The organism is Pusillimonas sp. SM2304, assembly GCF_031628915.1.
Classification (GTDB): Bacteria; Pseudomonadota; Gammaproteobacteria; order Burkholderiales; family Burkholderiaceae_B; genus Pusillimonas_C.
Genome location: NZ_JAVLUJ010000002.1, coordinates 104,292 through 131,208, shown reverse-complemented (window position 1 = coordinate 131,208; position 26,917 = coordinate 104,292). Strand labels below are relative to the sequence as shown.

23 protein-coding genes are annotated in these 26,917 nt (G+C 63.8%); 5 read left to right on the top strand and 18 right to left on the bottom strand.

From position 1 onward, the window contains the following. Positions 1-16 precede the first annotated feature (16 nt). Together ggt and RE432_RS09575 are read right to left on the bottom strand one after the other, a co-directional pair. Positions 17-1,786 carry a gamma-glutamyltransferase gene (gene ggt / locus RE432_RS09580; protein WP_409079861.1) on the bottom strand — a complete coding sequence of 590 codons (1,770 nt, stop codon included), beginning with the start codon at positions 1,784-1,786 and terminating at the stop codon, positions 17-19. Between the two features lie 80 nt (positions 1,787-1,866). Then, positions 1,867-2,766 (bottom strand): LysR family transcriptional regulator, encoded by a 900-nt coding sequence (locus RE432_RS09575; protein WP_310933202.1) that lies wholly within the window; start codon positions 2,764-2,766, stop codon positions 1,867-1,869. Between the two features lie 184 nt (positions 2,767-2,950). On the opposite strand from RE432_RS09575, the gene RE432_RS09570 reads away from it, so the two are divergent. Continuing rightward, positions 2,951-4,648: a thiamine pyrophosphate-binding protein gene (locus RE432_RS09570; protein WP_310933201.1), complete on the top strand. Its 1,698-nt coding sequence runs from the start codon at positions 2,951-2,953 to the stop codon at positions 4,646-4,648. A gap of 69 nt (positions 4,649-4,717) precedes the next feature. After that, positions 4,718-5,911: an acyl-CoA dehydrogenase gene (locus RE432_RS09565; protein WP_310933200.1), complete on the top strand. Its 1,194-nt coding sequence runs from the start codon at positions 4,718-4,720 to the stop codon at positions 5,909-5,911. A gap of 59 nt (positions 5,912-5,970) precedes the next feature. On the opposite strand, the gene RE432_RS09560 is transcribed toward RE432_RS09565, so the two are convergent. Further along, a complete protein-coding gene (locus RE432_RS09560; RefSeq protein WP_310933199.1) occupies positions 5,971-6,417 on the bottom strand; it encodes a MaoC family dehydratase in 447 nt (148 codons plus the stop codon). Between the two features lie 93 nt (positions 6,418-6,510). Here RE432_RS09560 and RE432_RS09555 point away from each other — a divergent pair, with 93 nt between their 5' ends. After that, positions 6,511-7,314, top strand: coding sequence for an alpha/beta hydrolase (locus tag RE432_RS09555; RefSeq protein ID WP_310933198.1), 804 nt, complete (start codon positions 6,511-6,513; stop codon positions 7,312-7,314). On the opposite strand, the gene RE432_RS09550 is transcribed toward RE432_RS09555, so the two are convergent. The 10 genes from RE432_RS09550 to tkt form a co-directional block, all read right to left on the bottom strand. Further along, positions 7,298-8,320, bottom strand: a complete 1,023-nt coding sequence (locus RE432_RS09550) for an L-threonylcarbamoyladenylate synthase (RefSeq protein WP_310933197.1) — start codon at positions 8,318-8,320, stop codon at positions 7,298-7,300. The genes RE432_RS09555 and RE432_RS09550 overlap by 17 nt on opposite strands. 29 nt (positions 8,321-8,349) lie before the next feature. Continuing rightward, positions 8,350-9,531, bottom strand: coding sequence for a 5-(carboxyamino)imidazole ribonucleotide synthase (locus RE432_RS09545; RefSeq protein WP_310933196.1), 1,182 nt, complete (start codon positions 9,529-9,531; stop codon positions 8,350-8,352). Positions 9,532-9,604: 73 nt separating this feature from the next. Then, positions 9,605-10,132 (bottom strand): 5-(carboxyamino)imidazole ribonucleotide mutase, encoded by a 528-nt coding sequence (gene purE, locus RE432_RS09540; protein WP_310933195.1) that lies wholly within the window; start codon positions 10,130-10,132, stop codon positions 9,605-9,607. A gap of 78 nt (positions 10,133-10,210) precedes the next feature. After that, positions 10,211-11,092 carry a phosphoribosylaminoimidazolesuccinocarboxamide synthase gene (locus RE432_RS09535; RefSeq protein WP_310933194.1) on the bottom strand — a complete coding sequence of 294 codons (882 nt, stop codon included), beginning with the start codon at positions 11,090-11,092 and terminating at the stop codon, positions 10,211-10,213. Between the two features lie 26 nt (positions 11,093-11,118). Further along, positions 11,119-12,183 (bottom strand): class II fructose-bisphosphate aldolase, encoded by a 1,065-nt coding sequence (fba, locus tag RE432_RS09530; RefSeq protein ID WP_310933193.1) that lies wholly within the window; start codon positions 12,181-12,183, stop codon positions 11,119-11,121. Positions 12,184-12,295: 112 nt separating this feature from the next. Continuing rightward, the gene (gene mog, locus RE432_RS09525; RefSeq protein WP_310933192.1) at positions 12,296-12,934 is read right to left on the bottom strand and encodes a molybdopterin adenylyltransferase; all 639 of its coding nucleotides are present in this window, start codon (positions 12,932-12,934) and stop codon (positions 12,296-12,298) included. A gap of 47 nt (positions 12,935-12,981) precedes the next feature. Continuing rightward, positions 12,982-14,415: an aldehyde dehydrogenase family protein gene (locus tag RE432_RS09520; RefSeq protein WP_310933191.1), complete on the bottom strand. Its 1,434-nt coding sequence runs from the start codon at positions 14,413-14,415 to the stop codon at positions 12,982-12,984. A 118-nt stretch (positions 14,416-14,533) separates the two neighbouring features. After that, entirely contained in the window at positions 14,534-15,727 is a 1,194-nt protein-coding gene (locus RE432_RS09515; protein ID WP_310933190.1) for a phosphoglycerate kinase, read from the bottom strand. Positions 15,728-15,821: 94 nt separating this feature from the next. Further along, entirely contained in the window at positions 15,822-16,835 is a 1,014-nt protein-coding gene (gene gap, locus RE432_RS09510) for a type I glyceraldehyde-3-phosphate dehydrogenase (protein WP_310933189.1), read from the bottom strand. 15 nt (positions 16,836-16,850) lie between these two features. Then, positions 16,851-18,896 carry a transketolase gene (gene tkt, locus RE432_RS09505; RefSeq protein WP_310933188.1) on the bottom strand — a complete coding sequence of 682 codons (2,046 nt, stop codon included), beginning with the start codon at positions 18,894-18,896 and terminating at the stop codon, positions 16,851-16,853. Between the two features lie 118 nt (positions 18,897-19,014). Here tkt and RE432_RS09500 point away from each other — a divergent pair, with 118 nt between their 5' ends. Beyond that, positions 19,015-19,749 carry a 16S rRNA (uracil(1498)-N(3))-methyltransferase gene (locus RE432_RS09500; protein WP_310933187.1) on the top strand — a complete coding sequence of 245 codons (735 nt, stop codon included), beginning with the start codon at positions 19,015-19,017 and terminating at the stop codon, positions 19,747-19,749. Positions 19,750-19,773: 24 nt separating this feature from the next. Here the strand turns inward: RE432_RS09500 and RE432_RS09495 are convergent, their stop codons facing one another. From RE432_RS09495 to RE432_RS09480, 4 genes are all read right to left on the bottom strand, one after another. Next, positions 19,774-20,244, bottom strand: coding sequence for a barstar family protein (locus RE432_RS09495; RefSeq protein WP_310933186.1), 471 nt, complete (start codon positions 20,242-20,244; stop codon positions 19,774-19,776). Next, positions 20,241-21,461: a patatin-like phospholipase family protein gene (locus RE432_RS09490; protein WP_310933185.1), complete on the bottom strand. Its 1,221-nt coding sequence runs from the start codon at positions 21,459-21,461 to the stop codon at positions 20,241-20,243. The genes RE432_RS09495 and RE432_RS09490 overlap by 4 nt, the downstream gene beginning before the upstream one ends. Continuing rightward, positions 21,436-23,730 carry an NADP-dependent malic enzyme gene (locus RE432_RS09485; RefSeq protein ID WP_310933184.1) on the bottom strand — a complete coding sequence of 765 codons (2,295 nt, stop codon included), beginning with the start codon at positions 23,728-23,730 and terminating at the stop codon, positions 21,436-21,438. The genes RE432_RS09490 and RE432_RS09485 overlap by 26 nt, the downstream gene beginning before the upstream one ends. Before the next feature lie 95 nt (positions 23,731-23,825). Next, entirely contained in the window at positions 23,826-24,752 is a 927-nt protein-coding gene (locus RE432_RS09480; RefSeq protein ID WP_310933183.1) for a hypothetical protein, read from the bottom strand. Positions 24,753-24,832: 80 nt separating this feature from the next. Here RE432_RS09480 and RE432_RS09475 point away from each other — a divergent pair, with 80 nt between their 5' ends. Then, complete coding sequence (locus RE432_RS09475; protein WP_310933182.1) at positions 24,833-25,990, top strand: pyridoxal phosphate-dependent aminotransferase; 1,158 nt, start codon at positions 24,833-24,835, stop codon at positions 25,988-25,990. A 15-nt stretch (positions 25,991-26,005) separates the two neighbouring features. Here the strand turns inward: RE432_RS09475 and RE432_RS09470 are convergent, their stop codons facing one another. Next, positions 26,006-26,887 carry a lytic transglycosylase domain-containing protein gene (locus RE432_RS09470; protein WP_310933181.1) on the bottom strand — a complete coding sequence of 294 codons (882 nt, stop codon included), beginning with the start codon at positions 26,885-26,887 and terminating at the stop codon, positions 26,006-26,008. Positions 26,888-26,917 lie beyond the last annotated feature (30 nt).

Genomic DNA, 26,917 nt, shown 5'->3' with positions numbered 1-26,917 from the left:
AGCCATCATGCCGCGCTCATCCTCCGGCCGCCAGGCCCTCGCGGCGCGGGTCGGCGGCGCCCTCCAGGCCATCGGGCGTCAGCCTGATCCCTTGCAAGCCGCTCGGAAAATCAACCTCTCGCACCTCATGCCCCATGGCCCGCAATTCATCGGCGATCCCGCGCAGGTCGGTGTTTTTTTCCAGCTCGGTATGGCGGTTCCGGCTGCCGAAGTTCGGCAAGTCGATGGCATCCTGCAGACTCAGGTTCCAATCCAGCACGCCCACCAGCGTTTTCGCTACATAATTGATGATGGCCGCCCCGCCCGGCGAGCCGATAGCCATATAAGGCTTGCCATCCTTGAGCACCAGCATGGGCGACATCGAGCTGCGCGGACGCTTGCCCGGCTCAAGCCGGTTGGCCACCGGCTTGTATTCGGCATCCACGTCGGACAAAGAAAAATCGGTCAGTTGATTGTTCAGCAGATAGCCGTCCACGAATATCTTGCTGCCGAAGGCCGATTCGATGCTGCTGGTCATGGACATGACACCGCCATCCCGGTCGACCGCCACGATGTGCGTCGTGGACGGCAGCTCTGGCGAGGCGTCTTGCCCGCGCACGACCAGCATCCCTATCGGGTCGCCGGGCGGCGCCCGGCCTATGGTCCGCCGGGGCATGATCAGGTCGGCCCGCAGCGCCAGGTACCGCGCATCCAGCAAGGCATTGATCGGCACATTGATGAAGTCCGGATCGGCCACGTAGACGTCCCGGTCGGCAAAGGCCAGCTTGCCGGCTTCGGAGAAATAATGCACCGCCTCGAGCGAGCCGGGCGGCGTCGTGGCAATAGGCGTATGCGACAGAATCGTCATCATCTGCATGACGGCCAGGGGGCCCGAACTGGGAGGCGGCATGCCGCACAACACATAGACCTTGTAAGGCGCACAGAGCGGCTCCCTGGCCTTGGCCTCGTAGCCGGAAAGATCCTTCAGGCTCAAGTCCCCCGGCACCGGGTGGCCCGCTACCGCCTCCACCAGATTGCGCGCGATCGCGCCTTGATAAAAGGCATCCGGCCCGCCTTCCGCCACAGCACGGAATACCTGCGCCAAGGCGGGATTCTTCAGAATATGCCCGACCGGCCAGGCCCGCCCTTTTTCATCGTAAAAGTAGGCGGCCGATGCCGTCTGGCGGCGCAAATCGGTGTTCTCGACCAGCAAGGCGTGCAAGCGCGGGCTCACGGCAAACCCTTGCTCCGCCAGCGCGATGGCCGGCTCGAAAAGCCGCGCCCAGTCCAGTTTCCCATGCGCCTTGTGCGCTAGGCCCAGCACGCGCAGCAGGCCCGGCGTTCCCACCGACAAGCCGCTGTTGACCGCGCTCCAGAAAGGAATGGCGTTGCCGCCCTGCATGAAGCGATTGCTGCGCGCCTCTTCAGGCGCTGTTTCGCGCCCGTCGTAGGCCTGGACCTTCTGCGCCGCGGCGTCGTAAGCGATCAGGAATGCGCCGCCGCCTATGCCCGAGGACTGCGGTTCCACCAGGTTCAGCACCATCTGCGCGGCAATGGCGGCATCGGTCGCGCTTCCCCCTTCGGCCAGGATGGCCGCGCCGGCCTGCGTCGCCAGCGGATTGGCGCTGCTGATCATGTAGTCCGCCGCATGCACAGCCTGGGAATGGCCCAGCACGGTCGCCATTTCAGGGTTGATGTCTTCCTTGTCCTCGACGGCCAGCCTGGCGGTATCGGCTTTCAACAGAAATGCCGGCAGGCCAGATGCCCAGGCTGCGGGCCCTGCCGCCAGGGCGGCCCATAGCCCCAGGGCGATCAGATGCCATCCCGTCCTCCGCAGGCGGGCGGCATACTTATCCGCGGCAGCGCTGCCCCGGGCCTGGATTCTGCTCATACGATCTCCTTGCTGGAATGGGCTGCCTTTGCCAGCCATGATTCGAAGGACGCCAGCGCTTCGGAACGTTCGCTGGCGAGCGGATAACCAAAGAAATACGCCTCGCGGACTTTCAGGACGCCCGCCGCGGGGGTTGCCAGCGTCCCGGCCGCAATCTGGTCCTGCACCAGAAAACGCGGCATCAGGGCAACGCCCAGCCCCGCCCTGACCGCCGCCAGGCTCATGGTGAACAGTTCGTAGCGCGGTCCGCCGCTGATAGCGGGAATGTACTCTTTATTCTGGGCCTGGTACCACTGCCGCCAGGCATCGGGGCGGGAAGTCATGTGCAAATGCGTCAATCCGTCCATGCCGTCGCCCTGCCGCTGCGCCATCAGTTCCGGAATGCACACCGGCAGCAGCTCACCCTCGTCGAACAGCTTGATGCCGGCCGTGTCGGGCCAAATTTGCGTTGCATGGTAGATGGCGGCATCGAAGGGATGGTCTTTGAACTGAAACGGCAGGGTGCGCACCGACAGGCTGACGGCGATATCGCCATGCGCCCGCTGGAAGTCGGGCAGGCGCGGCATCAGCCACGTCGTGGCCAGCGTAGGCAGCACGGCAATGTGCAGGCTGCGGCCCATGCCCGAACGCGACACCAGGCCGAAGGTGTCTTTCTCCAGTTGTTCCAGGTGATGCCGCACACGGGCCGCATATTCCGCCCCCGCGTCGGTCAGCGCCACGCGGCGGCGCACACGGGTAAGCAGTTGCACGCCCAGGCGCTGCTCCAGTCCCGTCACCTGGCGATACACGGCGCTGTGCGTCAGCGACAGCTCTTCGGCGGCCCTGGAAAAAGAGCCTAGCCTTGCCGTTGCCTCGAATGCCTGCAGCGCGCCTAGATTGGGTATCCCGTTTCTCATGCGTCCTGTTTACCATATTGTGGACCAGGCAGAGGGAGCTGCCCGATCCCCGTCACGCAGCATCGCAGTCCTGAGGGTAGAATCAATGCTTGCCCGCGCCGTCGTAGATCTTGCGTTATGAGCAAGACATTGTGCAATTTTATCAATTGCGTTGTGCATGCAACGCACATTATGCTGATCCCTTATGAAAGCGACCTCCGAAACCACACTGCGCCCCCGCCTGGGCGGACACATTCTTGTTGATCAACTGCTCGCGCAAGGCACAGAGCACGTATTTTGCGTGCCCGGGGAAAGCTACCTGGCGGTACTCGACGGCCTGCACGATGCGGCCATACAAGTCACCGTATGCCGCCAGGAAGGCGGCGCGGCCATGATGGCCGATGCCTATGGCAAGCTCACGGGCCAGCCCGGCATATGCATGGTCACGCGCGGGCCCGGCGCCTCGAACGCCATGGCGGGCGTGCATATCGCCATGCAGGACTCCACCCCGCTCATTCTGTTCGTCGGCCAGATCGAGCGCGGCATGCGCGAACGCGAGGCCTTTCAGGAAATGGACTACCGCGCCGTGTTCGGCACGCAAGCCAAATGGGTCACTGAAATCGACCAGGTCGAGCGCATACCCGAGATCGTCTCGCGCGCCTTTCATGTAGCCACGTCGGGCCGCCCCGGCCCCGTTGTGATCGCGCTGCCCGAAGACATGCTGGTCGAAGTGGCCGAAGTGGCCGATGCGCCCCGTTATGAAGTCATCGAAAACGCCCCGACCGCAGAGCAGATCCAGGCGCTGGCCCAACACCTGTCCCGGGCCCGCAAGCCCATCGCGATTCTGGGCGGTACGCGCTGGGACCAGCAGGCCGTCGACCAGTTCGCCGATTTCGCCGAACGCCACGACTTGCCCGTTGCGGTGCAGTTCCGGCGGCAAATGCTGTGCTCCACCGCGCATCCCTGCTTTGTGGGCGATGTCGGCCTGGGGAGCAACCCCGAAGTAATGCGCTACATCAAAGAGGCCGACCTGGTCTTGCTGGTGGGCGGGCGCATGTCGGAAATCGCCAGCCAGAGCTACACCTTGTTCAACATACCGGTGCCCGCGCAGACGCTGGTTCATGTACACCCCGACGCCGGTGAGCTGAACCGCGTCTACCGGAGCGACCTGGGCATCAATGTGTCGCCCATGGCCTTTGCGCAGGCCCTGGCCGGCATGAAGCCGGCCTCGCCACCCGCCTGGACCGGCGAACGCGACCGCATGCGGGCCAGCTATGTGGCCTGGACCGACCCACAGAAAATCAACCACCCGGGCGCCCTGCAGATGGGCCAGGTCATGGCTTACCTGCGCACGACATTGCCTGAAGACGCGATCCTATGCAACGGCGCGGGCAACTACGCCACCTGGCTGCACCGCTTCCACGCTTTCACGCGCTACGGCACCCAACTGGCGCCCACATCGGGCTCGATGGGCTATGGCCTGCCCGCCGCCGTCGGCGCCAAACGCATCGACCCATCGAAAACCGTGGTGTGCTTTGCCGGCGACGGCTGCTTCATGATGCACGGCCAGGAGTTCGCCACCGCTGTCCAGTATGGGCTGCCGATTATCGTGCTGCTGATCGATAACGGCATGTACGGCACCATACGCATGCACCAAGAGCGCCATTACCCCGCCCGCCTGTCGGCAACCGCCCTGCAGAACCCCGATTTCGCGGCCTATGCCCAGGCCTTTGGCGGTCACGGCGAGCGGGTCGAGACCACCGAACAATTTGCGCCGGCGTTCGAACGCGCCCTGGCCAGCGGCAAACCCGCCATCCTGCATTGCCTGCTGGATCCTGAAACCATCTCGCCCAGCACGACCTTGCAAAAAATACGCGAGCAGGCCCAGGCTGCGCAGTCTTAGCATCCTGCGCTTGCCCCGCCAAGCCTAGATTATTTTTGAACCTGAACTTATTTTCAACGGAGCCCCATCATGTCGGCAGCCCCTTCTTTTCATTGGCAAGACCCCCTGTTGCTGGACGCCCAGCTAAGCGGCGAAGAGCGCATGGTGCGCGATGCGGCCCAGGCCTACGCGCAAGACAAGCTTGCCACCCGCGTGCTCGACGCTTTCCGCAACGAAAAAACCGATCCGGCGATTTTCCGCGAAATGGGTGAACTGGGCCTGCTGGGCGCCACCATCCCCGAAGAATACGGCGGCGCCGGGCTGAACTACGTCAGCTACGGCCTGATTGCGCGTGAAGTCGAGCGCGTCGATTCGGGCTACCGGTCCATGATGAGCGTGCAGTCGTCGCTGGTCATGGTGCCCATCAATGAATTCGGCAGCGAAGAGCAAAAGCAGAAATACCTGCCCAAGCTGGCAAGCGGCGAATGGATAGGCTGCTTCGGCCTGACCGAGCCCAACCACGGCTCCGACCCTGGCGGCATGGAAACCCGCGCGGTCAAGACCGACGGCGGCTATAAAGTCAGCGGCGCCAAAATGTGGATCACCAATTCGCCTATCGCCGACGTGTTCGTTGTCTGGGCCAAAGTGGTGGGCGGCGACGACGATGGCAAGATCCGCGGCTTCATCCTTGAAAAAGGCATGAAAGGCCTGTCGGCCCCCGCCGTTCACGGCAAGGTCGGCCTGCGTGCGTCGATCACCGGTGAAATCGTCATGGACGAGGTCGAGATCGACGCCGGGCAAATGCTGCCCAAGGTCAGCGGGCTGCGCGGTCCGTTCACCTGCCTGAACTCGGCGCGCTACGGCATCGCCTGGGGCGCCCTGGGCGCCGCCGAAGCCTGCTGGCACACCGCCCGGCAGTACACACTGGACCGCAAGCAGTTTGGCCGCCCCCTGGCGCAAAACCAGCTTATCCAGAAAAAACTGGCCGACATGCAAACCGAGATCACGCTGGGCCTGCAAGGCTGCCTGCGCCTGGGCCGCATGAAGGACGAAGGCACCGCCGCGGTGGAAATCACCTCGATCATGAAGCGCAATTCTTGCGGCAAGGCGCTGGACATCGCCCGTCTGGCCCGCGATATGCTGGGCGGCAACGGCATCTCGGACGAATTCGGCGTGGCCCGCCACCTGGTCAACCTGGAAGTGGTCAACACCTACGAAGGGACGCACGATGTCCACGCCCTGATCCTGGGCCGCGCGCAAACAGGACTGCAGGCGTTCTTCTAAACGATCGCCTTGTTCCTGTAGCAAGCATCAAGGGCTGCCCGTAACGGTGCAGCCCTTGTTTATCTGGACGCCGCGTCCAGGTCGAACAGACTGGTGGCTTCGACCTCAAGCACCTGCTCGTCCTTCTGGTTGAACACGCGCCAAGTCCAGCGCATGATGCCCAGATCGCTGCGGGTGGACGAGGTTCGCAAAGAATCCACGGTGGCTTCAAGGCGCAAGGCGTCGCCCGGACGCACAGGCAGTATCCAGCGCAAACGCTCAAGGCCGGGCGAGGCAAAGGATTCGGAATCATGCAAGGCGGCATCCACCGCCATGCGCATGGCCAGGCTGCATGTCAGCCAGCCACTGGCAATCAAGCCGCCCCAGCGGCCTTCTTTGGACTGCTCGGGATCGACATGGAACCATTGAGGGTCGTACGACTTGGCAAACGCCAGCATCTCTTCCTGGCTGACCACGACAGGGCCATGCTTGATGACCATTCCAATTCTAAACTCGCTAAATTTCATGACAAGGCCCAACAACCTTTCTATAACTGGTAAGCGAAGTAGTTTAACCCTAATATAAACACCTAGCTTATGACACCCATCCTTCGGAAACCCATGCCAGAAACCGCCGACACCACCGTCTTGCTTCCCATCCAGCACTCAGGCTCGGAAATCGCCATTGAATGCCATTGGGTCAACCCCGAAAGCACCGGCAGCGATCTGCTGGTGTTCCTGCACGAAGGCCTGGGATCGGTTTCGATGTGGAAAGACTGGCCCGAGCAAGCCTGCCGCGCCGCCGATTGCCGGGGGCTGGTGTTCTCGCGCTATGGCTACGGGCAAAGCACCCCGCGCCCGCTTGAACAGCCGCGCTCGGCCGACTACCTGCACATCGAAGCCCAGTACGCCCTGCCCGCCCTGTTCAAGGCCCTGGGCCTGGCCGGCGAACGCCCCGTACTGTTCGGCCATAGCGACGGCGGTTCGATTGCCTTGCTCTATGCCGCCCTGTATCCGGAACGCGTCAAAGGCATCGCGGTGGCCGCACCCCATATCTTTGTGGAAGACATCACGCTGCAAGGGATACGGGCCGCGCGCGAGGTCTACCTGGCCACCGACCTCAAGCACAAGCTCGGGCGCTACCACCGGGATCCCGATTCAGTCTTCTGGAGCTGGAATGACACATGGCTGAAACCGGAATTCCGGGACTGGAATATCGAAGCGCTGGTCGCGCAGATACAGTGCCCCATTCTGGCCATCCAGGGTGAAAACGATGAATACGGCACCCTGGAGCAAATCCGGGGGATCAAGCGGCTGGCCCCGCATACCGAATTGTGCATTGTTGCCGATTGCGGCCACATTCCCCAGCGCGATCAGCCTGAAAAAGTCATCCGCGAACTGACCGGATTCATGCGCCGTCTGTAGCGAAGGCGGCGGCCGCTCGTCCGATACGATCATTCACCGCCTGCCAGGCCGCCGCACGCGGCGGCTGCTCCATCAGGATGCGGTCATAACCCTGCCCATCGAGCCGGCGCAGCAGCGCATAAAGATCGCGCGCATAGCGCCCCGGATCACTTGCGCATTCCAGCCAGTCCACCCCCGGGATAGCGCGGCGCGCATCCAGGCTGAACACCACGGCCGCCGTGCGGCCCGCCGAGGGCGCGGACGTATCCCGCCCAGCGGCGTCCAGCAACTGATCCAGCGGCAGCACCCGCAAAGGCGTGCGTGGCGCATAGTGCGCTTTCAAGGAACCGGAAACCTGCGGGGCGGCCTCGTCGGGGCGGGCCGGCGCCACGCCCAGAACCTCGCCGATCTGCGCCGCCGAGATGTGCCCGGGCCGCAGCAGCACCGGACCCACGCCTTGCGCTATGCGCGACACATCCACAATGGTGGATTCGATCCCCACCTGGGACGGCCCGCCTTCCAGCACCAGCAACTGGTCAGGCCCCAGTTCAGGGAACTCAGCCCGCACATGCGCCGCATGGGTCGGCGATACTTGCCCGAACTTATTGGCCGACGGCGCCGCCACCCCTCCTTGGCCGTTCGGCTTGAGCCGGGCAAACTCGCGCAGCAAGGCCTGCGCAACCGGGTGCGAGGGACAGCGCAGGCCGACGGAGTCCTGGCCGCCGCTGACGGCGGCGGGAATATGCGCGGCACGCGGAAGAATCAGTGTCAGGGGGCCTGGCCAGAAAGCTTGTATCAGGGCGCGCGCTTCGGCGGGGATAGCGCCGGCCCAATAGCTCAGATCGGCTTCCGGCGCCACGTGCACAATCACGGGATGATTGGCCGGCCTGCCCTTGGCGGCATAAATCCGGGCAAGCGCCTGGGTGTTCTCGGCGTCAGCACCCAGGCCATAGACGGTTTCGGTGGGAAAGGCCACCAGCCCGCCCGCCGCCAGGCGCGCTGCGGCGTCCGTCAGCAGTCGTCCCATATCGGGGCCCAAAGGCGATGCCTGGCCGCTCATGGATGGAAAGCAATGCCCAGAACCTGCGCCACACGCGCCGTGCGCTCGCGCGCTTCGTCCAGCGTGGCGCCCAGCAGGTTGACATGACCCATTTTGCGTCCACGGCGCGCCTGGGCCTTGCCGTACAAGTGCAGCCGGGCTCCGGGCACGGCCAGCACGCCGCGCCAGTCCGGCTCGCGCTCAGCGCCGCTGGCGGGGTCGAACCAGAGGTCGCCCAGAAGATTGAGCATCACCACGGGGCACAGGCTGCCGGTGTCGCCCAGGGGCAGGCCGGCCGTGGCGCGCGCCTGCTGCTCGAACTGGCTGGTGATGCAGGCATCCATCGTGTAGTGCCCGCTGTTGTGCGGGCGCGGCGCAATTTCGTTGGCCACCAGGCTGCCATCCTGCAGCACGAAAAACTCGACGCACAGGACGCCCACGTAGTCCAGCGCCTGGGCGATGCGCACGGCCGATTCGGCCGCCTGGCCGGCCAGCGCCGCGTCGAGCAAAGAGGGATCGACCGTTGACACAGCCAAAATGCCGTCGCGATGCTCGTTCTGCGCCGGGGCATACCGCACAGTCTGGCCATCGGCGCCGCGCGCCATGACAATCGACAATTCGCTGGCCAAGGGCAGCATGGCCTCCAGCACGCATTCGGCTTCCTGGAACTGCGCAAACGCTTCCAGCGCTTCCTGCGCGCTTGCCACCCGCGCCTGTCCCTTGCCGTCGTAGCCCAATCGGGCGACTTTCAAAATGCCCGGAAAAAGCGCAGCGGGCGCCGCGGCAATATCGCTGCGTGCGCGTATGGGCGCATAGGGCGCCACCGGCACGCCCGTGCCCTCGATGAACGCTTTTTCCCGGATACGGTCCTGGACCACCGCCACCGCATCGCCGGACGGGCTCACCGTGGAGCGCAAGGCCAGGGTGCGCAGGCTCTCGGCGGGCACGTTCTCGAATTCAGTGGTGATGGCCTTGCAGCGCGCGGACAACTGCGCCAGCGCGGCGCTATCCTGGTAACCGGCCCGGATATGCCATTCAGCGACGGCGCCGGCAGGACTGTGCTCGTCGGGGTCCAGGACCGCCACCTTGTAGCCCAGGCTTTGCGCCGCATGGCAGAACATGCGCCCCAGTTGCCCTCCCCCTATCATGCCCAGCCAGTCTCCCGGCACGATTGGAAAAGTGTGTGTAGCGTCGTTCATGAAAAGACCTAAATGGATAAAGGCTCCCAAGGGAGGCTTCGGAGCGGCCCGGCGGCAAAAAAAGCGCCAAGCGCTACATCGTTACATGAGGCGGAACCACCATGGCCCTGGCTGCTTCCGTCTGCCTGGCACGAAACGCCATCAGCTTCTGCTGCAAGCCGGCATCAGTGGTGGCCAGGCAGGCGACCACATGCAGGGCGGCGTTTGCGGCGCCCGCTTCGCCGATGGCAAAGGTGGCCACCGGCACGCCCTTGGGCATCTGCACGATAGACAGCAAAGAGTCTTCGCCGCGCAGGTACTTGGAAGGGACCGGCACGCCAAACACGGGCACCGGGGTCAGCGCCGCCATCATGCCCGGCAAATGCGCGGCGCCGCCGGCGCCCGCAATGATCGCACGCAGGCCGCGATCGGATGCGCTTGCGCCGTAATCCACCATGTCGAGCGGCATGCGATGCGCCGACACCACCCGCATTTCGTGGACAATGCCGAATTCCTCCAGGATGGACGCGGCATGCTTCATGATGTCCCAATCGCTGGACGAGCCCATGATAATGCCCACCACCGGCGCGGCGCCGCCATTGCCGTGTTTCGTATCGCTCATGTGAAATTCAGTCATATCAATGCAAAGAGTCCGTTATGGACGCTTTATTGTACGGGTAGCGCGCAGGGCGCGGTACGGTCATGCCATGAGCCGGGTCGCGGCTTCGCGATACTTGGCGGCTGTGTTCTCGAGCACGCTGGCAGGCAAACGGGGCGCGGGCGGGGTTTTGTCCCAGGTCTGGGTTTCCAGCCAATCGCGTACGAACTGTTTGTCGAAAGAAGGCGGGCTGATGCCCACGGCATAGTCCGCGGCAGGCCAGAAACGCGATGAATCCGGTGTCAGGACCTCGTCCATCAGGTGCAGCCGGCCCTGGTCATCGAGCCCGAACTCGAACTTGGTATCGGCGATGATAATGCCTTTGCCGGCGGCATAATCCGCCGCTTCCGAATACAGGCGCAAGGTGACCGAACGGATTTCCTCGGCCAGCTCGCGGCCGACCTGCTTCACTACATAATCGAAATCGACGTTCTCGTCGTGCTCACCGAACTCGGCCTTGGCCGCCGGCGTAAAAATGGGTTCGGGCAAACGGCTGGCCTGCTGCAGGCCCTGGGGCAGCGCAATGCCGCACACGCTGCCGGTGCTCTGGTAGTCTTTCCACCCCGAACCGATCAGATAGCCGCGCGCCACTGCTTCGACCAGGATGGGTTTCAGGCGCTTGACCACCACCGCCCTGCCGGCCACTTGCCCGCGCTCTTGCTCGGCGACCACGTCCTGCGGGTCGATGCCGGTGGAGTGGTTGGGCAGGATATGCGCCAGCTTCTTCAGCCAGAACTCGGTCAGCTCGGTCAGCACCTGCCCTTTGCCCGGAATGGGATCGTCAAGGATGACATCGAAGGCGGAGATGCGATCCGACGCCACGATCAGCAGCTTGTCATCGCCCACCGCGTACATGTCGCGTACTTTGCCGCGCGCGAGCAGAGGCAATGATGTAATGCTTGATTGATGCAGGGCCTGAACCACGATGTATCCTTGAGAATCTAGAACAGTTATTGAACGACCTGGGCCAGTTCGCCCGCGGCGTAGCGCTTTGCCATCTCGGATAGCGGGATAGGCTTGATCTTGCTGGCGTTGCCGGCCGTGCCGAACTGCTCGTAGCGCTGCTTGCAGATTTGCTTGGCCGCCTCGCGCGCCGGCTTCAGGTATTCACGCGGGTCGAACTTGGCGGGATTTTCGCCCATGAAGCGGCGAATCGCGCCCGTCATGGCCAGGCGGATATCGGTGTCGATATTGACCTTGCGCACGCCGAACTTGATGGCTTCCTGGATTTCTTCGACCGGCACGCCGTAGGTTTCTTTCATGTCGCCGCCGAATTCGCGGATCTCGGCCAGCAAGTCTTGCGGCACGCTGGAACTGCCGTGCATGACCAGGTGCGTGTTGGGCAGGCGCTGGTGGATTTCCTTGATGCGGGAAATGGACAGGATATCGCCCGTGGGCTTGCGGGTGAACTTGTACGCGCCATGGCTGGTGCCGATGGCGATGGCCAGGGCGTCGAGCTGGGTCTGGCGCACGAAGTCGGCGGCCTGCTCGGGGTCGGTCAGCAATTGTTCCATGGTCATGGTGCCTTCCGCGCCATGGCCGTCTTCCTTGTCGCCCTTCATGGTTTCCAGCGAGCCCAGACAGCCTAGCTCGCCTTCGACGGTGACGCCCAGCTTGTGGGCCATTTCGACCACGCGGCGGGTGACGTCAAGGTTGTATTCGTATTCGGCAATGGTTTTGCCGTCTTCCTTCAGCGAGCCGTCCATCATGACGCTGGAAAAGCCCAGGTCAATGGCGCCCTTGCAGATCGCCGGCGATTGGCCGTGATCCTGGTGCATGACGACGGGAATATGCGGATAGGTTTCGACGGCGGCCTGAATCAGGTACTTCAGGAAGCCTTCGCCCGCGTATTTGCGGGCGCCGGCAGACGCTTGCATGATGACCGGGCTGTCTGTTTCAGCAGCGGCTTCCATGATGGCCTGGACCTGTTCAAGGTTGTTGACGTTAAACGCGGGGATGCCATAACCGTTCTCGGCTGCATGGTCGAGCAGCTGGCGCATGGAAACAAGGGCCATGAAGAGACTCCTGAAAGCAATTTAAGGGATAAAAGCCATTTTACCCGAATGTCAGGAGCGCTTTGGCCTGCCGCGTATCCATTGGATACAGAGCGCTTCAAAGCTCCTTTCCCTATATCTTGCCGCTGGCGGCCCGAAGCGCCGACTTGGGACGAAACGCCTTGACCACGGCATCGTGCGTCTCGATATAGGGGCCGCCGATCAGGTCGATGCAATAGGGGACGGCGGCGAACACGCCGGCGGCCTGAACCGCGCCATCGGCGTCCTTCAGGCCTTCAAGGGTTTCCCGGATCGCTTTGGGCTGACCCGGCAGGTTGATGATCAGCGCCGCATGGCTGGGGGTCTCGCGTATAACGGCCACCTGCCTCGACAAGATGGCGGTGGGCACGAACTTCAGGCTGATCTGGCGCATTTGCTCACCAAATCCAGGCATTTCCTTGGTGGCCACGGCCAGGGTGGCCTCGGGCGTGACGTCGCGCCGGGCCGGGCCGGTGCCGCCGGTGGTCAGGACCAGGTCGCAGCCCAGTTGATCGACCAGCTCGATCAGCGTGGCCGAAATCCGTTCCGGCTCGTCCGGTATCAGGCGCGCCGCGCACTGCGGCGGCCGCGTCAAAGCGCTGCCCAGCCAGGATTCCAGGGCCGGAATGCCTTCATCCTGATAGGCGCCGCTGGAAGCCCGGTCGGAGATGGACACCAGGCCGACCAACAGTTCGTCTGGGTGGCTGCGGACAAGTCGCTGTGGACTGGACATGTTTCCCCCTATTCATTTTTATCTACAAGCCTGCGGATCGCCGGCGTTCAATGCTTGATGGCAATGGTTTTCAGCGTCGTAAAGCCGTACAGGGCTTCGAAGCCTTTTTCGCGTCCGTAGCCGGACTGGCCCGTGCCGCCGAAAGGCAGTTCCACACCACCGCCCGCCCCGTAGTTGTTGATGAACACCTGCCCCGACCGGACCCGCCGCGCCAGCCGCAGCTGCCGGCCGCCGTCTTGCGTCCAGATGCCGGCCACCAGTCCGAAAGGCGTGCTGTTGGCGATGCTCAGGGCCTCGTCTTCTGTATCGAAAGGGATGGCTGCCAGCACCGGGCCAAAGATTTCCTCTTGGGCCAGGCGATGTGCCGGCGGGACATCGCCCAGCAGGACGGGCGGTTGGTAAAAACCACCCTTGGGGGCATTGATGTCAAGCACGCCCTGCGCCGCCATGGCAATGCCATCGCTTTCGGCCTCGGCCAGAAACGCTTTGACGCGATCCCGTTGCCGGGCATTGATCAAGGGCCCGCAGTCCGGATCGTCTTGGGCCGGGCCCGTGCGCGTCGCCTTGAACCGCTCGGACAGGCGCCCCATGACATCGGTATAAATGGCGCGCTGCACCAGCAGGCGGCTGCCCGCCGAGCAGGTCTGCCCTGCATTCTGGATGATGGCATTGAGCAATACCGGCACCGCCGCATCGATGTCGGCGTCCGAGAACAGAATCTGCGGCGATTTGCCGCCCAGTTCAAGGGTGACCGGCGCAAAATGGCCGGCGGCCGCCAGGGCGACCTGCTTGCCGGTTTGCGGCGAGCCGGTAAAGGAAATGTGATCGATGCCCGGATGCGCCGACAGGGCCGCGCCCGCTTCCGCACCCAGGCCGGTGCAAATATTCAGGGCGCCCGCCGGCAGGCCGGCCTCTGCGGCGATTTCAGCCACCTTCAACAGCGACAGGCAGGCGTCCTCGGCGGGCTTGACGACGCAGGCATTGCCCGCCGCCAGCGCCGCCCCGACGCTGCGCCCAAAGATCTGCAGCGGATAATTCCAGGGAATGATATGGCCGGTGACGCCGTGCGGTTCGCGCACGGTCAGCACCGTGTAGTCGCTGGGATACGGAATGGTCGTGCCGTGCAGCTTGTCGACCGCTCCCGCATAGAACTCAATATAGCGCGCCACCGCTGCGGCGTCGGCGCGCGCCTGCTTCATCGGCTTGCCCGTGTCGCGCGATTCGATCCTGGCCAGGGCCTCTTGTTGATCCTGCAAGGCCAGGCTAAGGCGCAAGAGCAGGCGGCTGCGTTCAGCCGGCGCCATCCTTCCCCAGGCGCCTGCGCTGGCCGCGCGCGCGGCCTGGACAGCCGCATCGATATCGGCCTCGCCTGAGCGGGCGATCTCGGCAAAAGGCTGGCCGTTGGACGGATCGATCACCGTGAGTGTCTGCCCCCCAAGCGCCTCGACCCATTGATTAGCAATAAAATTCTTGTGCAGCATGGTGCATTCCCCCCTGGTTGAGCCGCGGTCCGGCCTGGCGCCGCCACGCCCGGCGGCGGCGCCGAAGACTTATTCTACGACGGCGGCGCCAGGCATGGGCGGGAAGCGGCGCGCGATGCTAGCCCTGGGCGCGCTGCTGCAGCATGTCGACGGCGGGCAGCGTCTTGCCTTCCAGGAACTCCAGGAACGCCCCGCCCCCGGTCGAGATATAGCCCACCTTGTCGGCAATGCCGTATTTGGCAATCGCCGCCAGGGTATCGCCGCCGCCCGCAATCGAAAAACCGTCGGACTCGGCCACCGCCTTGGACACCACCTGGGTGCCGTGGGCGAAGGCATCGAACTCGAACACGCCCACCGGGCCATTCCAGACGATGGTGCCCGCCTGCCGCAGTATGCCGGCCAGTTGCTGCGCCGTGTCGGGGCCAATGTCCAGCACCTGGTCGTCTTCGGCTACCTGATCGGCCGGCTTGACGGTAGCCGCCGCCGTTGCGCTGAATTCCTTGGCGCACACCACGTCGCTGGGAATGGGTACGTCGGCCCCGCGCTGCTTCATCAGTTCAATCACCGCAAGCGCCTGGTCCAGTTGATCGGGCTCGGCCAGCGATTTGCCGATGGGCAGGCCTGCCGCCAGCATGAAGGTATTGGCGATGCCGCCCCCCACCACCAACTGGTCGACCTTTGCGGCCAGCGCCTGCAGAATCGACAGCTTGGTCGACACTTTGGAACCGCCCACAATCGCCACCAGGGGGCGCTTGGGATTTTCAAGCGCGCGTCCCAAGGCCGTCAGTTCGGCCTCGAGCAAAGGGCCTGCGCAGGCAACCGGCGCATATTGCGCGATGCCATGGGTGGTCGCTTCGGCGCGATGCGCCGTGCCAAAGGCATCGTTCACATAAACATCGCACAGCGCCGCCATCTTGCGGGCGAGTTCCGGATCGTTCTTTTTCTCGCCCACATTGCAGCGGCAGTTTTCCAGCAGCAGCACCTGGCCTACGCTGGTCTTGACGCCATCGACCCAATCGGCCACCAGCGTGACGGGCTGGCCAAGCAGCTCGGACAGCCGGCGCGCAACCGGCGCCAGGGTGTCGTCGGGCCCGACCGCCCCCTCGGTTGGGCGTCCCAGATGAGACGTCACCATGACGGCCGCACCGCCGTCCAGCGCCATGCGTATGGCCGGCACCGACGCGCGTATGCGCGTGTCTTCGGCGACTTGCCCGTCTTTGAGCGGCACGTTCAGATCAGAGCGGATAAAGACGCGCTTGCCCACCAGGGCATCGGACTTGGCCAGCGCGGACAAGGTTTTAACAGTAGACATAAATATTCAGCTCCGGGCCCTTGGCAGGCGTGAAAAGGGCGGGTTGCCCCGCCCGCGTCAAACATGGCTTACACCAAATCACGCATTGAAACGTTTACTTGGCCGCCATCAAGGCAACCGTGGTGTCGAGCATGCGATTGGAGAAACCCCACTCGTTGTCATACCAGGACGACACCTTGACCAGCGAACCCGACACCTTGGTCAAGCCCGCGTCGACCGTGCTGGAGGCAGGATCGTGGTTGTAGTCCACCGAGACGAGCGGCTCTTCGTTGTACTGCAAAATGCCTTTCAGCGGACCGGATTCAGCGGCTTCCTTCAGGATGCCGTTGACCTCTTCCACCGTCGTTTCACGCGCGGCGACAAAGGACAGGTCGACGATGGACACGTTGATGGTGGGAACACGGATGGCATAGCCGTCGAGCTTGCCGTTCAGTTCAGGCAGCACCAGGCCGACCGCCGACGCCGCACCCGTCTTGGTGGGGATCATGCTGTGGGTGGCCGAACGAGCGCGGCGCAGGTCTTCGTGATAGACGTCCGTCAGCACCTGGTCGTTGGTGTAGGCGTGAACCGTGGTCATCAGGCCGTTGACCAGGCCCAGCTTCTGGTGCAAAGGCTGGACCAGCGGCGCCAGGCAGTTGGTGGTGCACGACGCATTGGAAATGACCGTGTCGCTGGCCTTCAGCACCTTGTGATTGACGCCGTACACAATGGTGGCGTCCACATCTTTACCGCCGGGCGCCGAAATGATGACTTTCTTGGCGCCGCCCTTCAGGTGGGCGCTGGCTTTTTCCTTGCTGGTGAAAAAACCCGTGCATTCCAGCACGACATCCACGCCCAGTTCGCCCCAAGGCAACGCCGAGGGATCGCGATTGGCCAGCACGCGGATCTTGTCGCCGTTGACGACCATGAAATCGCCATCCACGGTCACCGTGCCGGGGAACTTGCCATGGGCGGTATCGAAACGGGTCAAGTGGGCATTGGTGTTCGGGTTGCCCAGATCGTTGATCGCAACGATCTGAATATCGTGCTTCTTGCCGCTTTCGTAGTGGGCTCGCAAAATATTGCGGCCAATACGGCCATAACCGTTGATCGCCACGCGTATCGTCATTGCTACTCTCCTGTTTTATAAAACTTGTTCGACCGCCGCGGCAACGTGCTCGGCAGTCAGGCCAAAATGTTTGAACAGCGCCCCGGCCGGGGCGGACTCGCCATAGGTATCCAGACCGACGACGGCGCCCTGCAGGCCGACATACTTGTACCAGCCGGCGGTCACGCCCGCTTCGACGGCCACACGCGGCAAGCCCTGGGGCAGGACGCTGTCGCGCCACGCCTGGTCCTGCGCGTCGAAGACATGGGTGCACGGCATGGATACGACACGCACCGCGATGCCCTTGGCGGCAAGCTGTTCTTGCGCCCCCAGGGCCAGCGCCACCTCGGAGCCCGTGGCAATGATAACGGCCTTTGCGTCCGGGGCGTCGCGCAGCACATAGCCGCCGCGCTGGATATCCGCCATGGCTTGCGCGTCGCGCGCCACGAAAGGCAGGTTCTGCCGCGACAGCAGCAAGGCGCTGGGACCGCCATCGCGCACGGCCATGCCGACGCTGACGGGACGCTGGATCGCATAGGCCCAGGCGGCGGCTGTTTCGGTGGTGTCGCACGGACGCCAGACATGCAGGTTGGGAATCAGGCGCAAACTGGCCGCATGCTCGACCGACTGGTGGGTGGGGCCATCTTCGCCCAGCCCGATGGAGTCGTGGGTAAACACATGCACCACGCGTTGTTTCATCAGGGCGGCCATGCGCAAGGCATTGCGCGAATAGTCGGAGAAGGTCAGGAAGGTGCCGCCGAAAGGCAGGTAGCCGCCATGCAGCGCCACGCCATTCATGATGGCGGCCATGCCGAACTCGCGCACGCCGTAGTTGATGTGGCGGCCGAACCGAATGTGCTGCTCGCCGGGCCGCAGCGCCTGCACGCCTTTCCAGTCGGTCAGGTTGGACCCGGTCAGGTCGGCCGAGCCGCCCAGCATTTCGGGCAGCAACTCGACAAAAGCGGTGATCGCCAGTTGCGAAGCCTTGCGCGTGGCGACGGTTTCAGCGTTTTGATTGGTGGTGTCGATGAAGCGGCGGGCCTGCTCGGCAAAGTCCGCGGGCAGCTCGCCGTTCAGGCGGCGCTGCAGCTCGGCCGCTTCAGCCGGGAACGCTTGCGCGTAGGCGTCGAAGCGGCCTTGCCATTCGGCCTGCTGCTTCTGCCCTTTTTCCTTGCCATCCCAATACGCATAGATTTCGGCTGGCACCTCGAATGCCGCATAGGGCCAGTTCAGGGCTTCGCGGGTGGCTTCGATTTCGGTGGCGCCCAGCGGCGCCCCGTGGACTTTTTCAGTGCCCGCGGCATTGGGCGCCCCTTTGCCGATCACGGTGCGGCAGCAGATGAGCGTGGGGCCCTTGCCCTGCTCCGCCAGGGCTTTCGCCTTGACGATGGCGGCATCGACGGCGGCGATATCGTGCCCGTCGACACCGGGCAGCACGTTCCAGCCGTAGCTTTCAAAACGCTTGGGGGTGTCGTCGCCGAACCAGTTTTCGACCCGCCCATCGATGGAGATGCCGTTATCGTCATAAAAAACGATGAGCTTGGACAGCTTCAAGGTGCCGGCCAGTGAGCAGGCCTCGTGCGAGATGCCTTCCATCAGGCAGCCGTCGCCCACGAAGGCATAGGTGTAATGATCGACCACGGTGTGGCCCGCGCGGTTGAATTCCTGGGCCAGCAAGGCCTCGGCCAGCGCCATGCCCACCGAGTTGGCCAGGCCCTGCCCGAGCGGCCCGGTGGTGGTCTCGACGCCCGCCGTAATGCCCACCTCGGGGTGTCCGGGCGTGCGCGAGTGCAACTGACGGAAGTTCTTCAGTTCTTCCAGGGAAAGATCGTAGCCCGTCAGGTGCAGCAAGGCGTAGATGAGCATGGAGCCATGGCCATTGGACAGCACGAAGCGGTCCCGGTCGGCCCACGACGGATCGGCGGGATTGTGGCGCAGGTGGCGCGTCCAGAGCGCCTCGGCAATGTCCGCCATGCCCATCGGTGCGCCGGGATGACCCGAATTGGCTTGTTGAACCGCGTCCATGGCCAGCGCGCGGATGGCGTTGGCCATGGAAGTATTTTGGGCAGACGTAAGGCTCATTTCAAACTCGCAGGAAGCACCAGCCTTGAAAAGGCCGCGTAAGTTTACAAAGCTTCTGATTTTACCATCGTGGAAGGTTATGATCTTGGGATCGCCCTCTGCAATTGGTACACCCCCCATGGCCACGCCACGCTTTTACTGCGCCACGCCGCTGTCGCCCGACACCACACTTGAGCTGCCCCAGGCGCTTGCGCACCACGCCGTGCGCGTGCTGCGCCTGCAATCCGAATCGGACATCGTCCTCTTCGACGGCCGGGGCGGGCAATACACGGCGACCCTCCTCGTCGAAGGGAAAAAAGCCTACGCGCGCCTGGGCGGGCACGACCCCATCGAGGCCGAGCTCGCCGGCCGCATCACCCTGGTGCAGGGCCTGCCATCGGGCGACAAAATGGACTGGGTCGTTGAAAAGGCGGTCGAACTGGGTGCGGCCTGCGTCCAGCCCCTGGCCGCCCAGCGCAGCGTGCTGCAGCTCTCGGGCGAGCGGCTGCGCAAGCGCCTGGATCACTGGCGCCGCATTGCCCAGGCCGCCAGCGAACAATGCGGACGCAATCGCATCATGGAAGTGGCCGATCCGCAATCCTTGCAGCAATATCTTGCCGCATCCGCCGCCCAGGCCGGCAGTATTCTGTTCTGCCACCCAGGCAGCAGCCGGACCCTTGCCCAGGCGGCGCAAGCCGCCGGAAGCGCGCTGACCTTGCTGGTCGGCCCGGAAGGCGGGTGGTCTGATGAAGAGCTGGCCCTGGTCGAAAAACACGGCCTGACGCCGGTGAATTTCGGCGCTCGCGTGTTGCGCACCGAAACAGCCGGCCTGGCGCTGATTGCCGCGGTCAGCACCCTGCGCGGCTGGAACTGAGCCGCGCCAGGCTGGCCGATGGCGTTATTCGGCTTCGCCGCCGCCCGAGTATGGCGTGGGCTCCACCCCCGGATCGGGATCGGGATGCTTGCCCGCATGCACGACATAATAGGCAAAACGGCGGTCGTTGTTGGCCGCGAACTCGGCGGTGTCGTCGCACACCTGGACAATGGCCCTGGAATCCTCGGCCAGCGCCGGATCGCCCGAATGCAAATTGTGGAACCACAGGAAAAGACCGTTTTTATGGTCTAGGACGGTATCGCACAGACAGTCGTACAAGGCATCCAGGTTGCCGCCGAAATATTCGGGGAAGTCCACCGCCTTGACCACGGCGCGAAGCACGGCGGAGCGGCTCCGGGCGCGATCGCAATCCACCACATATGCGGTCATGCCGGCAGTACGCGCGGCATTCAGGGCGTCGTCCTGAGAGAGGTCAGGCAGACCGATCAAACCGCCTTTTTGCAATTTCTTCTGCAATGACTGCGCTTGGCTCATTCAGACGTCTCCTTGAAAAACGCTTTGACTTCTTCAGCACGGCTCAGGCTATCGTCCCTTCCGAGACGGATGAGCGCTTGCGTATAGCTGGCCTCGAACAACAAGTAGGAAACCAATGCGCCGCCGGTTGTCGCTCTGGAAGCCGACGATACACCAAGGACGCGAAAAAGGGTACGTGCAGCACGAGGCAATTGATCCAGGTGGGCCGTGGCGATTTCATCCAGGGAGCGGCTGGGCGTCACGACAAACGTGCTGACCGGGCGTAGCGACTGGCTTTGTAAACCATTTTCAGGCAAGAGCGCAAGCAACTCGTTGATGCGTTGCATACGCTCCACATCCATCGATACGCTGTCCAGGAAGATATTGGACAGCGCGTGCCCGCCGATCTGGGCCAATGTCGGGTATTTGGGGTTGATGCCTTTCTCTTCGGGATGGGTATCGTCCCGGTAGCCGGTGCCGATCACGACAATCTTTTCGGCGCCCAGATGAATGGCGGGGCTCATGGGCGCCAGTTGCCGCATCGAGCCATCGCCGCACCATTGCGTCTGACCGCGCACCAGCATGGCCTGGGCCGGGAAAATGAACGGTATGGCGCTGGAAGCCAGCAGATGGTCCACGCCGATCTTGCACGGCACGGCTTGCCGCAGCGAGCGCTGCCAGGGCTTGATGACGCCATGCGACTGATAGAAGGTCAAATGCTCGCCGGTGGTATAGGCGGTGGCCGTAATGGCCAGGGCCTGCAACTGGCCGGCGGTCAGGTTCTGCTGCAGCCGCGTGAAATCCAGCGTGCTCGACAGCAGCTCGCCCAGCGGCTGGTTATCGAGCAGGGAACGCGGTTGCCGGTCGCGCAATTCCGGCAGCATCCACCCCACGGCCAGCATGGCAAACCAGCGCAAGCCGGTGCGCAACAAACGCGGGGCATCGGCATGGTAGACCTCGCCCGTATGCAGGTCGCCCCACAGGCGCTCAAGCCCATCGATGGCGCGATGCGGCTGATCGGCGCGGCAGGCCATGGCCGCCGCGTTGATGGCGCCCGCCGAGGAGCCGCAGATAATGCCGAAAGGATTGCGGAAACCGCTAGAGCGTCCGGGGTCGAGTATGTCAAGAATACCCGCCAGGACGCCGACCTGATAGGCGGCACGCGCCCCGCCGCCGGTCAGAATCAGGCCGACGGGTCCGCGCGCCGCAACGTCAGGTGTTGCGCGGTGTATTGGCATCGAGGACCGTCAGGGCCGTCATATTGACGATACGGCGAACGGTAGAACTGGACGTCAGGATGTGTACCGGCGCATCCACCCCCAGCAGGAAGGGGCCTACGGCCACGTTCCCGCCTGCCGCGGTCTTGAGCAGGTTGTACGCGATATTGCCGGCGTCGACGTTGGGACAGATCAGCAGATTGGCCTCGCCATGCAGGCTGGTGGACGGCAGTATGCGCTGGCGCAGCGCCTCGTCCAGCGCGCAATCGCCATGCATTTCGCCATCGATTTCAAGTTCGGGTTCGCGCTCGCGGATCAGGGCCAGGGCCTGCTGCATTTTCGCCCCCGATTCTGAACTGCCTGAGCCGAAATTGGAGCGCGACAGCAGCGCCACCTTCGGCTCCATATTCAAGCGCCGCATTTCCGCCGCGGCGGCAAGGGTGATCTCGGCAATCTGCCCGGCATCGGGGTTGTCGTTGATATGGGTATCGGCCAGCGCAATAGTGCGCTCGGCCAGCAGCAGGATGTTCATGGCCGAATAGGTTTTGGCGCCTGGCGCCTTGCCCAGCACCTGATCGATAAACTGCAGGTGATTCGCGTACGCGCCCACAGTTCCGCAAATCATGCCGTCGGCATCGCCCAGGCGCACCATCATGGCGCCGATCAGGGTCAGGCGGCGGCGCATCTCGACGCGGGCCATTTCCTTGCTGATGCCCTGCCGGCACATCAGTTCCCAATAAGTCGTCCAATAGCGATGGAAGCGTTCGTCGTAATCGGGATTGGTGACTTCGACATCCAGGCCAAGCTGTATGCGCAGGCCGAACTTCTGGATGCGATCGGCCAACACCGCCGGCCGGCCCACCAGGATAGGCTTGGCAAGTTTTTCGTCGACAATGATCTGGACAGCCCGCAATACGCGTTCGTCTTCGCCTTCGGTAAAGACGATACGCGTCTTGCCGCCGTCGCGCACCAGCTTCTTAGCGGTGGAAAACAGCGGTTTCATGAACGAGCCGGAGCGGTATACGAACTGCTGCAACTGTTCGGCATAGCTCTCGATATCGGCCAGGGGCCGCGTGGCCACGCCGTCTTCGATGGCGGCCGCGGCAACCGCCACGGCAATGCGCACGATCAACCTGGGGTCGAAAGGCTTGGGGATGAAGTACTCGCGGCCGAAAGAGACGCCGTAGCTGCCGTAGGCAGCCGCCACCACATCATTCTGCTCTTCGCGCGCCAGCTTGCAGATCGCCAGGACAGCGGCTTTTTCCATGCCCCGGGTAATCGTGGTGGCGCCCACGTCCAGCGCGCCACGGAAAATATAGGGAAAGCACAGTACGTTATTGACCTGGTTCGGGTAGTCGGAACGGCCCGTGGCCATGACGACGTCATCGCGCACGGCATGGGCGTCTTCAGGCAGAATCTCGGGGTTGGGGTTGGCCAGCGCCAGGATCAGCGGCCGGGCGGCCATTTTCGCCACCATGGCGGGCTTGAGCACGCCGCCCGCCGACAGGCCCAGGAACACATCGGCGCCGTCGATGATGTCGCCCAAGGTACGGGCGGCGGTGTCCTGCGCAAAGCGCGCCTTGTCGGGGTCCATCAGGGTGGTGCGCCCCTGGTACACCACGCCTTCAATGTCCGACACCCAGATGTTCTCGAGCGGCAGGCCCAGGTCCACCATCAGGTCCAGGCAGGCCAGCGCGGCGGCGCCCGCCCCCGACACCACCACCTTGACCTGCTTGATGTCTTTCTCGACGACCTGCAGGCCATTGATGAAAGCCGACGACACACAGATGGCCGTGCCATGCTGGTCGTCGTGGAACACCGGAATATTCATGCGTTCGCGCAGCTTGCGCTCGACGGTGAAACATTCGGGCGCCTTGATGTCTTCCAGGTTGATGCCCCCGAAAGTCGGTTCCAGCCCCGCGATGATCTCGACCAGCTTGTCCGGGTCGGTTTCGTTGATTTCAATGTCGAATACATCGATCCCCGCGAACTTCTTGAACAGCACCGCCTTGCCTTCCATCACCGGCTTGGACGCCAGCGCGCCGATGTTGCCCAGGCCCAGCACCGCCGTCCCGTTCGTGATCACCCCCACCAGATTGCCCCGGCCCGTGAACCGGAAGGCGTTTTGAGCGTCGGAAACGATTTCTTCACAAGCCGCCGCCACGCCGGGGGAGTAGGCCAGGGCCAGATCGCGCTGATTGGACAGCTGTTTGGTGGGCGTGACCGAAATTTTCCCGGGGCGGCCCTGCTCGTGATATTCCAGAGCGGCCTTTCGAAGCGTTTCTTCCATGATGATTTGCGCCGTGCAGAGTAAGAGATGCACATTCTATCGTCTTGCCGGAGATAGGAACATGCCTGATTGCGAACAGGGACGCCCGTTCGCGGCTAGAGCTCTTGCCCAGGATAGGGAAAGCGTTCGTCCGGATCAAACAGCGACTTGACGCGCATGTCCAGGTCGCCGGCCGGCGCGGCCAAGCCGGCCTCGCCCGCCCTGGCCGAGGTGTAACGCCGGGCAAACGGCGGCTCGGTCTGCGGTTGCGCCATTTGCTCGTCCAGCACCAGCCACTCGACCCAGCCCAGATCGCCCCCATGGCCCAGCAGCACATGCGCCAGGTTCACCGTTTGCCCCGCCGCCGGCAGCAGCGCATCCAGGCGATAGCGCGCCGGCCATAGCGCGCCGGCCCGGCAGGCTTGCGCATCGGCGCCGGCCGCCGCCTGGAACAGCGCAGCCACCAATTGTTGAAGCCGTGCCCCCTCTAGCGGCTTTTTATTGTGCTCGCCAAAAGGCCCCAGGCTGGCCAGCGTGCCATCGGCAAGCAGCACCGAGGCATGCGACAGGCCCGAGGCGGCCGTTTCGCCCACCGGCCAATCGCACAGCGTGCGATCGGCCAGCCAGGCCGCCACAGTGATGTGGCAGGGCAGTTCGGCAAACTGGCTGAAACCGGCCGCTTCGAGTTCGCCCAGCAGGCAGCCCGGCTGCACAAACCATTTGGTGCTGCCCGGCTCCAGCCGTTGGCACAGGCTCAGATCGCGTCCCGGCTCAACCCACAGGACGGGGTGATCGTTCAGGCGGGCCGCATGCGGTATGCCATCGAGCGCCAGCAGCACGCCGTATTCAGCGCAAAGCGCCCGCGCCTTGTGCACGTCGGAGGCCTGCTTGGGCACCAGGCGGGCCCGGCCTACGCCTTCGTGCGCCTCGAACTCGTAAAAAGTACCCGCCACGGTATTGCGCAAACGCTGGCCAAAAGCCTCCCAGGGACTCTGGGCCGAGCGCCGGCCAGTCAAGAAAGCCCGACGAGAAGTTGACTGCATGGTTGAATCCTTATTGATGCGTGCTAGAGCTCCGGCTGGCCACGGACTACAATCCTGCTTTTGCCTGAGTTTCCTGTCTTATGCCCCGTCTCGCCAAGCGTACCGAACATGTGATGCCATTCTACGTCGTGGAATTATTCAAACAGGCCAACGCGCTGAAAGCGCAGGGCCAGGACATCATCAGCCTGGGGATAGGCGAACCTGATTTTACGGCCCCGCCGCAAGTTGTCGAAACCCTGCACCGGGCGGCCCAGGCAGGCCTGAGCGGCTACACCCCGCCCGCGGGCATTTCGCCACTGCGCGCGGCCATTGCCGACTACTATGCGCAACAGTTCGGGGCCACGCTGGACCCCGCCCGCGTCATCGTCACATCGGGCGCGTCGGGCGCCCTGCTGCTGGCCAGCATGGCGCTGATCAATCCGGGCGACGAAATCCTGATGCCCGATCCGTCGTACCCCGCCAATCAAAACTTCATCACCAGCGCGGGCGGCGTGCCGCGGCTGATACCCTGCTCGGCCGAACATCGCTTCCAGCTCAGCGCCGATACCGTGCGCGAACACTGGGGTCCCGCCACGCGCGGCGTGCTGATCGCCTCGCCCAGCAACCCGACGGGCATCACGATTGCCCGCGAAGACCTCAGGGCGCTGATCGCCGAGGTCCGGCAGCGCGGCGGCTTCGTGATCATGGATGAAATCTATCTGGGCCTTTACTACGGTGACAGGCCGCAAAGCGCACTGACGCTGGACGATAACGTTGTCATCATCAACAGCTTCTCAAAATACTTTCACATGACCGGCTGGCGCCTGGGGTGGCTGATTGTGCCGCCGCACATGGTGCAGGCCATCGAAACGCTGGCGGCCAGCCTGGCCATATGCGCGCCATCGCTGGCGCAACATGCCGCCCTGACCTGCTTCGAGCCGGAAGTCATGCATATTTACGAGAACCGGCGGCTGTCGTTCAAGCAGCGGCGCGACTATCTGCTGCCGGAATTCGAGCGCCTGGGCCTGCATATACCGGTCGCGCCCGACGGCGCCTTTTACATTTATGCCGATATTCGCGCGCACAGCCAGGACAGCGATGATTTTTCGCGCCGCCTGCTGACCCAGGCGGGGGTCGCCGCCGTACCGGGCCGCGACTTTGGTCCGGCGCATGCCCCGTACACCATGCGATTCTCGTACGCGACCGGCCTGGACCGCCTGCAGGAAGCCATCGACCGCATCGAACGCTTCCTGGCCTGATCGCAACGGCCCCGCTCAGCGCCCCACCGGAATGCCCGAGGCCAGCGCGATGCGCCGGCGCTCGGCCAGCACCTTGGCGCCGTAGCCGCCATCGCTGGGGCCCGTTGCGCCCACGTAACAGGCCAGGCCGCCCTCGACCGAGCCGCGGCGCTTGATGCAATCGTACAGAATCTGCACCCCCACCCGTATATTGGCAATGGGATTCAGGGCCGCAATGGGGCCGTCGCTGAACACCTCGAACTTGTCTTGGTGAACCTTGGTCATGACCTGCATCAGGCCTTGCGCGCCCACATGGCTCTCGGCGTACGGGTTGTAGCGGGACTCGATGGCGATCACCGCCAGCACGAGCTGCGGGTCCAGTTGCTTTTCGCGAGCCACCACAAAAACCGTGTTGACCAACGCGCCGGCGACACTATGGGCTATCTTGTATTTACGCGCGATATAGCTGCGCAGCGCCTGGGCCTGGGCGGCCGTAATGCCTGCCACATGCCGGCCGTCGGTAGACGCTTTCAAGGCCTCGCTGAAACTCAGTGGCGATGCCGCCGCCGGCCGCGTGGCCGCCTCGGCGCGGCGGGCCGCCCTGACGTCTTCCGGCGGCACCGCCCCCTCTTCATCCAGGGCAGCCTGGTCTTCGGAAGCGTGCCAGCCATCGCCGTTGCCCCCGTACGACGCGAGCCAGCCCTGCTTGAAGTCGCCGGCGGGACGCAGGGCAATGACCAGCGCCTCGTGAACCTGGCGCACCTGCTCGCGCAGCGACGGCACACTGGCGCCGAACACCACGGTGATCAAGACGGCAATGCCCAGGTAAATCGCGCAGACATAGATGAACTCGCTGAGCTGCCGGGTCACACCCAGGGCGGAACGCCCGGCCAGACTGTCGGAAGAAATGACACCCATTGCGTCCCTTCCCAATAAAATATGGAAGGT

Bases quoted from the DNA above. Each gene is read 5' to 3' on its own strand.
- RE432_RS09575 (WP_310933202.1), bottom strand. From the start codon at position 2,766: ATGAGAAACGGGATACCCAATCTAGGCGCGCTGCAGGCATTCGAGGCA.
- RE432_RS09570 (WP_310933201.1), top strand. From the start codon at position 2,951: ATGAAAGCGACCTCCGAAACCACACTGCGCCCCCGCCTGGGCGGACAC.
- RE432_RS09565 (WP_310933200.1), top strand. From the start codon at position 4,718: ATGTCGGCAGCCCCTTCTTTTCATTGGCAAGACCCCCTGTTGCTGGAC.
- RE432_RS09560 (WP_310933199.1), bottom strand. From the start codon at position 6,417: ATGAAATTTAGCGAGTTTAGAATTGGAATGGTCATCAAGCATGGCCCT.
- RE432_RS09555 (WP_310933198.1), top strand. From the start codon at position 6,511: ATGCCAGAAACCGCCGACACCACCGTCTTGCTTCCCATCCAGCACTCA.
- RE432_RS09550 (WP_310933197.1), bottom strand. From the start codon at position 8,320: ATGGGACGACTGCTGACGGACGCCGCAGCGCGCCTGGCGGCGGGCGGG.
- RE432_RS09545 (WP_310933196.1), bottom strand. From the start codon at position 9,531: ATGAACGACGCTACACACACTTTTCCAATCGTGCCGGGAGACTGGCTG.
- purE (WP_310933195.1), bottom strand. From the start codon at position 10,132: ATGAGCGATACGAAACACGGCAATGGCGGCGCCGCGCCGGTGGTGGGC.
- fba (WP_310933193.1), bottom strand. From the start codon at position 12,183: ATGGCCCTTGTTTCCATGCGCCAGCTGCTCGACCATGCAGCCGAGAAC.
- mog (WP_310933192.1), bottom strand. From the start codon at position 12,934: ATGTCCAGTCCACAGCGACTTGTCCGCAGCCACCCAGACGAACTGTTG.
- RE432_RS09520 (WP_310933191.1), bottom strand. From the start codon at position 14,415: ATGCTGCACAAGAATTTTATTGCTAATCAATGGGTCGAGGCGCTTGGG.
- RE432_RS09515 (WP_310933190.1), bottom strand. From the start codon at position 15,727: ATGTCTACTGTTAAAACCTTGTCCGCGCTGGCCAAGTCCGATGCCCTG.
- gap (WP_310933189.1), bottom strand. From the start codon at position 16,835: ATGACGATACGCGTGGCGATCAACGGTTATGGCCGTATTGGCCGCAAT.
- tkt (WP_310933188.1), bottom strand. From the start codon at position 18,896: ATGAGCCTTACGTCTGCCCAAAATACTTCCATGGCCAACGCCATCCGC.
- RE432_RS09500 (WP_310933187.1), top strand. From the start codon at position 19,015: ATGGCCACGCCACGCTTTTACTGCGCCACGCCGCTGTCGCCCGACACC.
- RE432_RS09495 (WP_310933186.1), bottom strand. From the start codon at position 20,244: ATGAGCCAAGCGCAGTCATTGCAGAAGAAATTGCAAAAAGGCGGTTTG.
- RE432_RS09490 (WP_310933185.1), bottom strand. From the start codon at position 21,461: ATGCCAATACACCGCGCAACACCTGACGTTGCGGCGCGCGGACCCGTC.
- RE432_RS09485 (WP_310933184.1), bottom strand. From the start codon at position 23,730: ATGGAAGAAACGCTTCGAAAGGCCGCTCTGGAATATCACGAGCAGGGC.
- RE432_RS09480 (WP_310933183.1), bottom strand. From the start codon at position 24,752: ATGCAGTCAACTTCTCGTCGGGCTTTCTTGACTGGCCGGCGCTCGGCC.
- RE432_RS09475 (WP_310933182.1), top strand. From the start codon at position 24,833: ATGCCCCGTCTCGCCAAGCGTACCGAACATGTGATGCCATTCTACGTC.
- RE432_RS09470 (WP_310933181.1), bottom strand. From the start codon at position 26,887: ATGGGTGTCATTTCTTCCGACAGTCTGGCCGGGCGTTCCGCCCTGGGT.